The sequence below is a fragment of the Agarivorans gilvus genome (genome assembly GCF_001420915.1).
GTDB classification, from domain to species: Bacteria; Pseudomonadota; Gammaproteobacteria; order Enterobacterales; family Celerinatantimonadaceae; genus Agarivorans; species Agarivorans gilvus.
Genome location: NZ_CP013021.1, coordinates 4,236,672 through 4,249,626 on the forward strand (window position 1 = coordinate 4,236,672; position 12,955 = coordinate 4,249,626).

9 protein-coding genes are annotated in these 12,955 nt (G+C 45.1%); 8 read left to right on the forward strand and 1 reads right to left on the reverse strand.

Annotated features, from left to right (window positions below; genetic code table 11):
- The first annotated feature begins 430 nt into the window (after positions 1-430).
- The 8 genes from AR383_RS20230 (at position 431) to AR383_RS20265 (ending at position 12,121) form a co-directional block, all read left to right on the forward strand.
- Complete coding sequence (locus AR383_RS20230) at positions 431-2,059, forward strand: ABC transporter substrate-binding protein (RefSeq protein WP_055734763.1); 1,629 nt, start codon at positions 431-433, stop codon at positions 2,057-2,059.
- 97 nt (positions 2,060-2,156) lie between these two features.
- Positions 2,157-3,077 carry an oligopeptide ABC transporter permease OppB gene (gene oppB, locus AR383_RS20235; RefSeq protein ID WP_055734764.1) on the forward strand — a complete coding sequence of 307 codons (921 nt, stop codon included), beginning with the start codon at positions 2,157-2,159 and terminating at the stop codon, positions 3,075-3,077.
- 9 nt (positions 3,078-3,086) lie between these two features.
- A complete protein-coding gene (oppC, locus tag AR383_RS20240) occupies positions 3,087-3,995 on the forward strand; it encodes an oligopeptide ABC transporter permease OppC (protein ID WP_055734765.1) in 909 nt (302 codons plus the stop codon).
- Between the two features lie 15 nt (positions 3,996-4,010).
- Positions 4,011-4,985 carry an oligopeptide ABC transporter ATP-binding protein OppD gene (gene oppD / locus AR383_RS20245; protein ID WP_055734766.1) on the forward strand — a complete coding sequence of 325 codons (975 nt, stop codon included), beginning with the start codon at positions 4,011-4,013 and terminating at the stop codon, positions 4,983-4,985.
- A 1-nt stretch (position 4,986) separates the two neighbouring features.
- Positions 4,987-5,979, forward strand: coding sequence for a murein tripeptide/oligopeptide ABC transporter ATP binding protein OppF (gene oppF / locus AR383_RS20250; RefSeq protein ID WP_055734767.1), 993 nt, complete (start codon positions 4,987-4,989; stop codon positions 5,977-5,979).
- A 358-nt stretch (positions 5,980-6,337) separates the two neighbouring features.
- Positions 6,338-7,666, forward strand: a complete 1,329-nt coding sequence (locus AR383_RS20255) for an anaerobic C4-dicarboxylate transporter (RefSeq protein WP_055734768.1) — start codon at positions 6,338-6,340, stop codon at positions 7,664-7,666.
- 379 nt (positions 7,667-8,045) lie between these two features.
- Positions 8,046-8,639 carry a sugar O-acetyltransferase gene (locus AR383_RS20260; RefSeq protein ID WP_055734769.1) on the forward strand — a complete coding sequence of 198 codons (594 nt, stop codon included), beginning with the start codon at positions 8,046-8,048 and terminating at the stop codon, positions 8,637-8,639.
- Between the two features lie 278 nt (positions 8,640-8,917).
- A complete protein-coding gene (locus AR383_RS20265) occupies positions 8,918-12,121 on the forward strand; it encodes a tetratricopeptide repeat-containing diguanylate cyclase (RefSeq protein WP_055734770.1) in 3,204 nt (1,067 codons plus the stop codon).
- Positions 12,122-12,544: 423 nt separating this feature from the next.
- Here AR383_RS20265 and AR383_RS20275 read toward each other — a convergent pair whose 3' ends face one another.
- Positions 12,545-12,745: a hotdog domain-containing protein gene (locus tag AR383_RS20275; RefSeq protein WP_055734772.1), complete on the reverse strand. Its 201-nt coding sequence runs from the start codon at positions 12,743-12,745 to the stop codon at positions 12,545-12,547.
- Positions 12,746-12,955: the final 210 nt, after the last annotated feature.

A 12,955-nucleotide genomic window follows, 5' to 3' on the forward strand; every position in this document is an offset into this window, starting at 1 on the left:
TGGAGGTACAGCTTGATCCAGATCATGTGTTGCTAAGTTACAAATGTAAATAAATCACTAGAAAATATTACAACTATTTCTGTTATTTATGGCATCTCAGCAAAAAATGTAAATTATTTACTGAAAGTCTATATTTGATTGTTAAGTCAATAGTGACTAGGTTGTATGTAATGTGACTATTCTGTTTGATTAAAATTTCACATCCTAGCTTAACTCAGTGAATTAATAATAAAAACCCGCTATTCAACAAGAATTATTGAGAGTGAGACTAGATAAATTGCAACGGATTATTTGTTGTTTTTTTGATTAGGGTGTAGCATCTTGCGTTGAAGTGTGTTTTTTTAGAATAATGTACTGATTTAATATTCATGTAAAGTGAATGGAAATTTCGTTGTTGTTTTTCTCGCAACACGTAAATATGGAGATGATAATGAAAACTGCTAAATCTTTAGCTGTCTGCCTGATTAGTGCTGCTGTACTAAGCTCATTCGCTACTAATTCGTTTGCTGCCGACGTGCCTGCGGGGGTAAAACTTGCCGCTGTTCAGGAGTTAGTTCGCGGTAATGGCGCAGAACCCGCCTCTTTAGACCCCCATAAAACTGAAGGTGTGCCAGAGTCAAATATAATTCGTGAACTACTGGAAGGCCTAGTCAACCAAGATGGCGATGGCAATTTGGTACCTGGTGTTGCAGAGTCATGGGAAACTAAAGACAACAAGACTTTTGTTTTTCACCTACGCAAAAATGCCAAGTGGTCAAACGGTGACCCTGTGACAGCCCACGATTTTGAATATAGCTTTAAACGCGCGGTTGACCCTAAAACTGCAGCTCCCTATTCGTGGTTCTTAGAAATGACCACCATGGTTAACGCCGCAGACATTATTGACGGAAAAAAACCAGCCTCAGAACTAGCGGTAACAGCGCTAGATGACTACACCCTCGAGATTAAATTAGAACAAGCGCTGCCTTATTTCGTGGCGATGACTTCACATACCACTTTAAAACCAGTGCACCGCGCCACTGTAGAAGAGTTTGGTGATAAGTGGACACTACCAGAGCACTTTGTCGGTAATGGCGCGTATAAAGTAGCCGAGTGGGTGGTGAACGAAAAAATTGTGATGGAACGTAACGAGCACTACTGGGATAACGCGCACACCGTTATTAACAAAGTAACTTACCTGCCCATCGAAAACCAAGTGACCGATATGAACCGTTTCTTGGCGGGCGAAATTGACATGACTTACGAAATGGCCAATGAGCACTTCAAGCGTATGCAAAAAGAGCAGCCTGAGTCGTTGAAAGTAACCCCGTACTTATGTTCTTACTACTACGGTTTTAACAATAAAAAAGCGCCATTTGATGATGTTCGAGTGCGCAAAGCATTGTCTTACGCGATTGATCGTGATGCTGTGGCTAAGTACATCGTAGGTAAAGGTGAGCTACCCGCTTATAACTTCGCTCATCAGAAAGTCGCGGGCTTGCACTTCGATACCCCTGAATACGCAACCTGGACGCAGAAAGAGCGCAACGCCAAAGCGGCAGAGTTGCTCGCTGAAGTGGGTTACGGCAAAGACAAGCCTTTAGAATTCACTTTGCTTTACAATACCAGTGAAAACCACAAGAAAATCGCTATTGCGGTGGCATCAATGTGGAAAAAAACCTTGGGGGTTAAAGTTAACTTAGAAAACCAAGAGTGGAAAACCTTCCTCGATAATCGCCGTAATGGCAATTACGACGTGACTCGCGCCGGTTGGTGTGGTGATTACAATGAAGCGTCTACCTTCTTATCGTTGATGCAAAGCAATAATGGCAATAACGACCAATTCTACAATAGTCCAAAATACGATGGCTTCATGAATGCAGCGATGGCTGCGGTGGATGACGCTGTTCGTGCTGACAACTATCGTCAAGCCGAAGCGCAGCTCGCTCAAGACATGCCGTTGGCCCCGATTTATCACTACGTAAATGCGCGTTTGGTTAAACCTACCGTAGGTGGTTACCCAATGAACAACGCCGAAGATAAAATTTACTCTAAAGACCTTTACATCATCGCTGAATAGTTGATGGGTATTTGATAGGGCACCTTGCATGCAGGGTGCCTTATTTTGTTGTTGCTAAAATGTTTGCGTAACAACAATACAAAAGCTGGAAAATCGTATGATTAAGTTCATCTTAAAACGAATGTTAGAAGCCATACCAACGTTGTTGGTATTGATTACTATCACCTTTTTCATGATGCGTTTTGCCCCGGGAAGCCCTTTCTCAGGTGAGCGCTCACTACCGCCTGAAGTACTGGCTAATATTGAAGCCAAGTACGGTTTAGATAAGCCAGTCTTAGAGCAGTATTTCTCTTACTTGGGCAACTTGGTTCAAGGCGATCTAGGACCATCATTTAAATATAAAGATTACAGTGTGAATGAGTTGGTTGCTCAGGCCTTGCCGGTGTCTGCCAAAATTGGCTCGATCGCTTTCATCTTTACCATATTAATGGGGGTGTCGGTGGGGACATTGGCAGCCTTAAAACAAAATACTTGGATGGATTTTACCATTATGTCCACGGCCATGGCCGGGGTGGTGATGCCTTCCTTTGTGCTCGCGCCGACCTTGGTATTCATTTTTGCGATTAAGTTGCAATGGCTGCCAGCGGGCGGCTGGAACGGTGGGCATTGGCAATACATCATTTTGCCCATGTTGGGTATGTCGTTGTTATATGTTGCCTCGTTTGCGCGGATTATGCGTGGCAGCATGATTGAAGTGCTTAGCTCTAACTTTATTCGCACCGCCAAAGCCAAAGGTCTTCCTTACCGCTATATCATTCTGCGCCATGCTTTACGTCCGGCCTTGTTGCCCGTGGTGTCGTATATGGGGCCAGCCTTTGTGGGCATTATTACCGGTTCGGTGGTGATTGAAACCATTTTTGGCTTACCTGGTTTTGGTAAGTTGTTTGTTAATGGTGCGCTTAACCGAGATTATTCTTTAGTACTGGGATTAACTATTTTGATCGGTACTTTCACTATTGTATTTAACGCGATCGTCGACATTCTCTATGCCTTCATCGATCCGAAAATCCGCTACTAGGAGGCTGCTATGTTAGATAATAAACAGAACAGCGAAGCCATTAGTGAGTTCGCTGATAAGTTAGAGATTGAAGGCCGTAGCTTGTGGCAGGACGCGCGCATGCGCTTTATGCGTAACCGTGCCGCGATGGTGAGCTTGGGCATTTTATTGCTCATTACCCTGTTAGTGGTTTTTGGTTCTCACTTAAGCGAATTTGCTTTTGACGATACTGACTGGGGTGCCATGCATCAGGGGCCTTCGATAGAAAGTGGCCACTACTTTGGTACTGACTCGCTAGGTCGCGATATGTTTGTTCGTACCTTATTAGGTGGGCAAATCTCGCTGATGGTCGGGGTGATGGGCGCTTTTGTAGCAGTACTAATTGGTACGCTTTACGGTGCAACCTCCGGATTTTTAGGCGGAACTGTTGACCGAGTGATGATGCGTTTGCTGGAAATTCTTTACGGCATTCCCTTCATGTTTTTCGTGATTTTGTTGGTCACTTTCTTTGGCCGCAATATTTTCTTGGTATTTGTTGCGATTGGTGCGGTGTCATGGTTAGACATGGCGCGGATAGTTCGTGGTCAAACCTTGAGTTTGAAAAACAAAGAGTTTATTGAAGCGGCCGAAGTGTGTGGGGTATCTAAGTGGAAGATTATTACTCGCCACATCGTGCCTAATGTACTGGGTATTGTGGCGGTTTATGCCACCTTGTTGATACCGCAAATGATCCTCACCGAATCGTTTTTGAGCTTCTTAGGTTTGGGGGTACAAGAACCCATGACCTCTTGGGGCGCCTTACTACAAGACGGTTCGCAAACTATGGAAATCGCTATTTGGCAGTTGCTTTATCCTGCGGCCTTCATGGTGGTGACCTTGTTTAGTTTTAACTATGTGGGCGACGGTTTACGTGATGCCTTAGATCCCAAAGATCGCTAGGCCAGGGGAAGAGTAATGAGTTTATTGAATGTTAAAGACCTTCGAGTGGAGTTTTCTACCCCAGAAGGCAGCGTTACCGCAGTCAATGATTTAACCTTCTCTCTGGAGGCAGGACAAACCCTCGGCATTGTAGGGGAGTCTGGCTCGGGTAAAAGCCAAACCGCCTTTGCCTTAATGGGCTTATTGGCTAAAAACGGCACCATTAGTGGTGAAGCCTTGTTTAATGGCCAGCAGGTGTTAAACCTACCAGAGCAGCAACTCAATGCGATTCGCGCTGAAAAAATTGCGATGATTTTTCAGGACCCGATGACCTCACTCAACCCCTATATGAAAGTAGGGGAGCAGCTTAAAGAGGTATTGCGTCTGCACAAAGGCATGAGCAATCAGCAAGCTCATGTTGAGGCGGTAAAAATGCTGGATGCGGTGAAGATGCCTGAGGCCGAAAAGCGCATGGCGATGTACCCTCACGAATTTTCTGGTGGCATGCGCCAACGGGTGATGATTGCTATGGCGCTTTTGTGTCGCCCACAATTGTTGATTGCCGACGAACCTACCACCGCTTTAGATGTGACGGTTCAAGCTCAGATCATGGAGTTATTAAACGAACTAAAACGCGAATTTAATACTGCCATTATTATGATTACCCACGACTTAGGTGTGGTAGCGGGCTTATGTGACAAGGTATTAGTGATGTATGCCGGGCGTACCATGGAATACGGCACCGCCAAAGAAGTGTTTTATCAACCTAGCCACCCCTATACCGAGGGCTTGTTAAAAGCGATTCCTCGTTTAGATACTGAAGGTGAAATCTTACCGACTATTCCGGGTAATCCACCTAACTTATTGAAGCTTCCTCAGGGTTGTCCTTTCCAAGACCGCTGCCACCGCGTTAGTGAGCGTTGCCGCCAAGAAACGCCAGCGCTTACTCAGTTTGCTGGACAAAGGCAACGGGCTTGCCATGACAATTTCCATTTAGAAGGAGGCTTATAAGATGAGTGATAAAGCCTTATTGCTAGACGTGGTGGACTTAAAGGTTCATTTTAAAATAAAAAATGCCAAGGCCTTACCCTGGACTCCTCCCGCCACGCTAAAGGCGGTCGATGGTGTATCTCTGAAATTATATCAAGGGGAAACCCTTGGTGTAGTGGGCGAGTCAGGTTGTGGTAAATCTACCTTTGCTCGAGCGGTGATTGGTTTGGTGCCAGCCGAGGCCGGAAAGGTAGTATGGTTAGGTCAGGATCTTACCGAATTAGACCAAAAGCAGTTGCGTGAAAAGCGCAAAGAAATTCAAATGATTTTCCAAGATCCTTTGGCGTCGCTGAACCCGCGAATGACCATTGGCGACATCATCGCGGAACCATTGCGCACCTTTTACCCCAAGCTAAGCAAAGTTGAAGTGAAGCAAAAGGTACAAAAAATGATGATGCGAGTGGGCTTATTGCCCAACGTGATCAACCGTTATCCGCATGAGTTTTCTGGTGGTCAGTGTCAACGTATCGGGATTGCCCGAGCATTGATTCTTGAGCCTAAGATGATCATCTGTGATGAGCCGGTATCGGCCTTAGATGTATCGATTCAGGCGCAGGTGGTTAACTTGCTTAAAGAGCTGCAAAAAGAAATGGGCTTGAGTTTAATTTTCATCGCTCATGACTTATCGGTGGTTAAGCATATTTCTGATCGGGTATTGGTGATGTATTTAGGTAACTCGGTGGAGCTGGGCACGGCCAAAGCCTTGTTTGACCAGCCAACCCATCCTTATACCAAGGCCTTGATGTCTGCAGTGCCAATTCCCGACCCGGATTTGGAACGCAATAAAACCATCGAACTATTGGAAGGGGATTTACCCTCGCCAATTAATCCACCTTCTGGTTGTGTATTCCGCACGCGCTGCCCAATCGCCACCGAACAGTGTGCTAAAACCAAGCCACAGTTGCTCGGTGATGAGCAGCATTCGGTGAGTTGTATTCATCGCAGTGTTGGCTAAGTCGCCCTCCCAACTATCAAAGCCAGCATTAATGCTGGCTTTTTTTTGAGTTTTTGCTGTGTGGCTAGCGTGCCATTGTTGAAACCACTGCATGACGGTAGGGCGGAACCTCACGGCTGCTTACCGCGACGATACTCAGTCTACCAACACTCTGGCGCGTTAACATTTAAGTAGCCTGTGACTAACTTATGTTTAAATTCTCTGATGTATATTAGTAACTTTTGGCCGCGTTATTGTGAGCTAGATTGGATTTGAAAAGCTTATCTATAAAAGCTTATTAAATTGTGAAATTACCAGCATAAAACAGGAGAATTCGGCGAGACACTAGGCTTAACAACCGCAATTAAAGGACTAATCCATGCTTTATCTTGAGTTCATTTTTCTGTTACTGATGCTCTACATCGGTTCTCGCTTTGGTGGGATCGGCCTAGGGGTGGTGTCCGGTATTGGTCTTTGTGTTGAAGTATTCATCTTTAAAATGCCCCCCACTTCGCCGCCGATTACCGTGATGTTAATTATTTTGGCCGTGGTGACTTGTGCTTCGATACTTGAGGCTGCCGGTGGCTTGAAATACATGCTTCAGGTTGCCGAGCGTATGCTACGCAAAAATCCTAAACGCGTCACGCTGATCGGCCCTTTGGTTACTTATACCATGACCTTCATGTTGGGCACCGGCCATGCGGTTTATTCCATCATGCCAATTATTGGTGACGTAGCGCTGAAAAATGGCATTCGTCCAGAGCGCCCCATGGCTGCGGCATCGGTGGCTTCGCAGGTGGGGATCACTGCCTCGCCCATTTCCGCCGCGGTGGTCTATTACCTTGCGCAAATTTCAGAAATTCGTCCCGATATTACCTTGTTATCGATTCTCATGGTGACGGTGCCCGCGACTTTATTTGGTACTTTATTGATGTCGCTTTATAGCATGCGTCGTGGTAAAGAGCTGGATGATGACCCGGAATACCAAGCCCGCTTGCAAGACCCGGTATCTCGCAGAAAAATCGAAAGCACCACCGCTACTTCCTTGGATGAAGTGTTACCCGCCAAAGCGCGTAATGCGGTATTGCTGTTTATTGGCGCGATTGTAAGTATTGTGATTATTGCCATGGTGCCGGAAATTCGCACTATTGCTGAAGGCGACAAACCGATTTCCATGGCCGTGATTATTCAAATGATGATGTTGGCCTTTGGCGGGATCATCTTACTGGCCACCAAAACCGAACCTCGGGCCGTACCTGAGGGCGTGGTATTTAAATCGGGCATGGTGGCGGCGATTGCCATTTTTGGTATTGCTTGGATGTCGGATACCTATTTTAAATATGCCATGCCGCAGTTTCGTAGTGGCATAGTTGAGATGGTAAATAACTATCCTTGGAGCTTTGCTTTTGCTTTGTTTATTGTGTCAGTGGTGGTGAATTCTCAGGCCGCTACGGCGCGGATGATGTTGCCTGTGGGCTTGGGCTTGGGTTTAGAACCCGCCTTATTGATTGGCCTTATGCCCGCGGTGTACGGCTACTTCTTTATTCCTAATTATCCTTCAGATATTGCCACGGTTAACTTTGATACCTCAGGCACCACTAAAATTGGTAAGTGGTATTTTAACCACTCCTTCATGTCGGTGGGTTTAATTGCAGTAATAGGCGGCTGCTGTATGGGTTATATTCTGGGGATAATCATTATCGGCTAAGGCTGTTCAACGCCAGTGTGATTTAAGGCCAGCAATACGCTGGCCTTGTTGTTTGTAGCGCCCTAGCTGTATCTGCAGTGAGTGGCATAAAGTGAACCTTTAGTTACGCTCTGGATGTTCTGTTTGTTGGTGTTGGTTTAGCTGAGCAAGCGGTGGCCTCTCCTTCACTTTGCAGTGCTTGAGTTAAGGTTTTTAGCGCCTATGGTGAAAAGGCTTGTTGTTGCAGCTGGAGTTCAGCAAGCCAGCTAAGGGGAGCTAAACGCTGGCAAACTGGCTGGTTCTTTTAATTTATTGATAACCTATCGCGGGGTTGGTTAAGGCTTAGTGGTATGTTGTTATTGAAAAAATATAGCAACACATGAATATATAAAGGTTACTTATGAAGATAAAAGAAAAACTACACAGTCAGAAAGTCTACATCTGTAATGACGATAGTTTGTATATCGAGCAGAGTAAATGTTTAGACATACTGTATGATTTTAATCACTCGCGCCCCTCTGAATATGAAAAACGTCAGCAGATCATGAAAGCCCTATTTGCTGAGGTGGGCGAGAAGTGCTACATCGAACCTCCGCTACATGCCAACTGGGGCATACATACTCACCTTGGCAATAATGTCTATGTCAATTTCAATTTAACTCTGGTAGACGATACACATATCTATATTGGTGACGATGTGATGATTGGTCCCAATGTGACGTTGGCTACGGCGGGGCATCCCATCGACCCAGAGCTAAGGAAAAAAAACGCTCAATTTAATATTCCGATAACGATTGGTAATAACGTATGGATTGGTGCTAATACAGTGGTTTTACCAGGGGTAACGATTGGTGATAATACGGTTATTGGAGCAGGCAGTGTCGTGACTAAAGACTTACCTAGCAATGTGGTGGCCTTGGGCAATCCCTGTCGAATACAGCGGGAAATTAACCAGCGTGACAAGGAATTTTATTTTAGAAATAAACGTTTTTGAGTCAATTTTACCCAAGTATCGGCGGGTTTTAGGGGCTAAATTTGGCTTGAAGACCTTGGTTTTATTTTAGCAGTTTATAAGTCTGCTTAGGTCTAGCCATCATTTGAGTTAAATATGAACTATTTTGAATATTCACCATAACTGGTTGGGTAATTCTTGGTGCTTTTGTCTAACAAATCCAATCAATTCAGACTCGTTGTGTGAGCTCTATAGCATCGTTAAATTGACAAATAACGTAATATTGACATGTTGAATTTTGCCGAGGAGGGCAAGGGGTAATGCCCAGAGTAGATGCGTTTTCCAAGCGCATATTAATTGACTGGCAAAGAAGCCAGACCAACTCAGCCAGTTTTAGTTTTTATCAGTGCGCAGAAGCTGAGCATTTAGTCGGCTGTGCCAGTGATTTTGCTCAGCAGCAAGGTGTCCCTCTCTACCATATTAATTTTAATGATTTGAGCGCTTACTCTCCCTATCGAGCATTTTTTGTTTTATTGGCTCACCAATTTTCGCTTTCTGATTACAGCGCGGAGGAATTGGCCATTTTGGCTAGCGACTTCGTTCCTCTGCAGAAAAACCTACAAGCCATGTTAGAGGGTAAGTCATACCAGCGCAGTGAATTAGTATTAGTAGACGACCTCTACTTCGAACAGCAAGCCATTAAGCAGGCCTTATTAAAATTAGTGGAATTGTTGTTTAACCAGCCGATGGTATTGGTGCTAACTAATTGGCAGTTTGCCTCGGTTTCTGCAATTAAAATGCTTAAAGCCTTGGTTGAAGATAATCTAGCGGTGCCTTTGTTAGTATTGGTAGCGGTGGATACTCAGCAGGCCTTAGTGAATCGCCAAGACGATGAAGCATGGGAAAGCTTTTTAGATTGGCTGGACGATACCACTTTGTTACATAAGGTGCCCCGTTGTCGCTCTGTGCCTAAGTTGGCTTGGCACTACCGCGACTGTGTGAGTTGTGCCGATACACTGGTGGCCGAAAACATTGCCTTTATGGCTTGGCCAGAGGCAGAACACGCCGCAAGGTTAATGCTTGAAAATAGTCATATCAATAAAGATTTGAAAGTGAGCCTGCAATTGTCTTTGGCTGAGGCTTTACTGTATCAAGGTAAGCTGAATGCGGCCTTGAGTGAGCTTGAGTTGCTGCAGGTTTTTCAAGCTACCTTAAATGATGTTTCAGCGAAGATCCGGCTATTAAATTTGTTTAGTTTCGTTTTGGTTCAACAGCAAAGTTTTGAAGAAGCGATGCAGTCCGCACAGGCGGCGCTAGAGCTTGCCGAGGAAGCCGGTGACGGGCATTTATTGGCGCAGTCTTTTTTCGCCAACTTTTACGCCCACGACAAATCTTCTACACCGCTACAGTTAGACGAGTTTGCTCATTTAGATCAGATTTTACAGCAATACCAAATGAACTGTTCGCGTGTATATGCGCTGCGTAATTACTATACCTATTTGCGTTTTTACGAAGAATTAGACGCTAGAACTGCCTTAGATTTTACCCAAAAGGCAATTAATCTTTCGCGTGCGATTGGCCATCGCCAAGGGATTGCCGCCAGTTATCATAGTAAGGGCATTATTTACTCTTATGTGAGCCGTTATCATGCCACCTTCCGCTGTTTTGGTATCAGTTCAAGGATCCGCGAAGAGTTGGGTGAAGCCAACGAGCGGCTGAGAATGTACAACGGCACTGGCTATTTTAATACCCTATTAGAAGAATACCCACAGGCTCAGCAACAATATTTGGCTGCCTATGAAATAGCCCGACATACTGGAGACTATTCTGAATTAGTGGTTACCTTGTATAACTTTGCCTGGTTGTATTTTTGTACTCGCGATTACCAACAGGTGTGCGACATACTTGAACAATTGGTGAGAATCTGCCGGATTAGGCAAATGACCCATTTTCCCTTTAGAAACCTTTACGACGTGTACAGCCTAAAGGGCTTTTGTCATAGTAAATTAGGTGAGCGGGCGAGGGCGCAGCAGTGTTGGGAGCGTATGCAAGGCCTGCCTTTTAATCCCTCTGCTACTGGTCAGTTTTTAAAAGCCTTACTGCAAGGCTCTCTGGCTGTTGCCGATGGCCAGCTGGCCGAGGCCGAAAGCATCTTTAAAGGTGCTCCGGCTTTGTTAGGGGAGGTGGTAGATATGGATAGCCGACTACTGCCGCAGTGTAATACCGAGTTGTTAGAGGTATATAGCCGCCGTAAAAAGTGGCAGGCCTGTGAAAGCTTGTTAGCTAATAGCTTACGTATCTGTGAAGCACTGCGTTTGCCGCGTTTTATTGAGATTTTTAAACAGATCCAAACCCTTATCGAACAACGTCGCCCATTTTACGCTAAAGACATCGAACCTTATCCCTTGCATGCGATCCAGCTTAATTTAAATGAGCTGGTTCGCAGCGCTAAGCAAGACATTCAATTACGCCAATTGCAGCAACGCCTGCGGGAAATGCAGCTAATCAGTCGCATGCAATCGTTGCCTGAGCGCTTTAACTCTACCCAAGAGCTAGCCGCAGAAAGCCTGAATTTAGTGTGTGCCAACTTTACTGTTCAAGTTGGTATGCTGCATCACTACACGGCTGATGGCTGGCAAGAATGGGCCAGTGTGGGAAAAACACTGCCTCAGCAGCAGATAGATGGCTACCTTGCCCATCTAAAAAGCAACCACAGTTTGTGGGTGGATAATACCTTTTGCTCTAAGGGAGAAGACGGTAAACGAGCCACCTATAATGCGGTGGTGAGCATTCCTATTTTTGTTGACGAACATCTTTATGGGGCTTTAACGCTATGCAGTTTTAACAGCAATCGCTATTTCGACCGCCAAGCGCAAGATACGCTTAATCTGATTTGCTCGCAGTTGGGTAGTCAGCTTCAGCAGTTGCAGCATCGTGAAAATTTATTGAAAATGTCGACGACTGACTCCTTAACCGGCTTGTTTAATCGTCAAGCTCTGTTGGCGCGCTTGGAGCAAGAGTTAGTTACCTATGAACAGCAAAGTGGTGGCTATCATTGCTCTTTGGCCTATATAGACTTAGACAACTTTAAAATTGTTAATGACCTGTTAGGACATGATGTTGGCGATAAAGTGCTGGAGCATTTTGCCGCGCTGCTGCAACAAACCATGCGTGCTGGCGACATTGTTGCGCGTTGGGGCGGCGATGAGTTTGTAGTGGTGTTCCCTAATACTAGTCATGGTCAAGCTAAAATTACCGCTGAACGTTTGCTAGAGCACTTGCAACAAAAGTATTTTTTCAAACCGGAATTACGGCGTTGGGCTGAAAAGCCTGAGTTGGTAGACAGCCTGCCAGATCTTAGCTGCTCCATCGGCATAACCGATTGTGGCGGTGTGGCCTATAGCGAACTCAACGAGGATTGGTTGTTAAAACAAGCCGATCGTGCGCTATACCGCGCCAAAGCCGAAGGAAAAGGTAGAGTAAGTGTGATGAGCCTAAGTAAAGAATGTGAGCTGGATGAGTAAAGTTAAACTTGGCTTGATTGTAACTTACTAAGATTTTGAAAATATTGGATTTATTTTATTTTTGTTGAAGTGAGTCGTAACAATACTGTGATTTATTTTGACCGTTTATTGCTGGGGGCTCACCGATGGCCGAGCAGATAATTTCCACCTTGCTCAAGCCAGTCTTTGGTCTTGATTCTCGCTTATCAATTAGCTGGAGCAGTTTAACTAAACCCTTAGGTGCACTTTTCACACTGAGTGTCCCATTGGCGACCTGAGTTAAGGTATGTTGCAAAAGAATCTCTAGATCAGCTGCTGTCTGTTGGTCATTTAATAGTTTGTTCATCATCATATCGCCTATTGTTTAGCAGGCACCGCTACCGGTTTGTTATCGGCATCTAGGGCTATGAATACCAAGTGGGCACTGGTGCAGGTTTCACCTACCTAGGTCTCTCGGTTATAAGGTGGCGCAATTACTCGAATCATCATCGAGTTGTGGCCGGTGTAAACGACTTGGCTAATAAACATTAAAATATCACCGATATGCATCGGCAGGTTAAACTGAACCGTTTCTAGCGAGGCAGTTACACAATGGTGGGCGTTGCTCGCATACCTTTTGGAGTTGATCCCGGCGATAGAATCCATGTGTTCCTAATCCGCCCTTGTTGATTAAGGTTTGCTCTTGAAATGAGCCACTGTTACCAGCTTATTGAGGTTTTCTGCTATTGGTAGGCATCACCAACAATACTCGGAGTGCATTAATTAGCCCTAACAATATTGAGTTAACTTGCCTTTATTGTCGCGTTGCAGGTCTTTTTATTAATAGATGATAATGCTTAATACCTACCGGGTTTA

Coding starts and splice junctions, on each gene's coding strand:
- AR383_RS20230 (WP_055734763.1), top strand. CDS start 431: ATGAAAACTGCTAAATCTTTAGCTGTCTGCCTGATTAGTGCTGCTGTA.
- oppB (WP_055734764.1), top strand. CDS start 2,157: ATGATTAAGTTCATCTTAAAACGAATGTTAGAAGCCATACCAACGTTG.
- oppC (WP_055734765.1), top strand. CDS start 3,087: ATGTTAGATAATAAACAGAACAGCGAAGCCATTAGTGAGTTCGCTGAT.
- oppD (WP_055734766.1), top strand. CDS start 4,011: ATGAGTTTATTGAATGTTAAAGACCTTCGAGTGGAGTTTTCTACCCCA.
- oppF (WP_055734767.1), top strand. CDS start 4,987: ATGAGTGATAAAGCCTTATTGCTAGACGTGGTGGACTTAAAGGTTCAT.
- AR383_RS20255 (WP_055734768.1), top strand. CDS start 6,338: ATGCTTTATCTTGAGTTCATTTTTCTGTTACTGATGCTCTACATCGGT.
- AR383_RS20260 (WP_055734769.1), top strand. CDS start 8,046: ATGAAGATAAAAGAAAAACTACACAGTCAGAAAGTCTACATCTGTAAT.
- AR383_RS20265 (WP_055734770.1), top strand. CDS start 8,918: ATGCCCAGAGTAGATGCGTTTTCCAAGCGCATATTAATTGACTGGCAA.
- AR383_RS20275 (WP_055734772.1), bottom strand. CDS start 12,745: ATGGATTCTATCGCCGGGATCAACTCCAAAAGGTATGCGAGCAACGCC.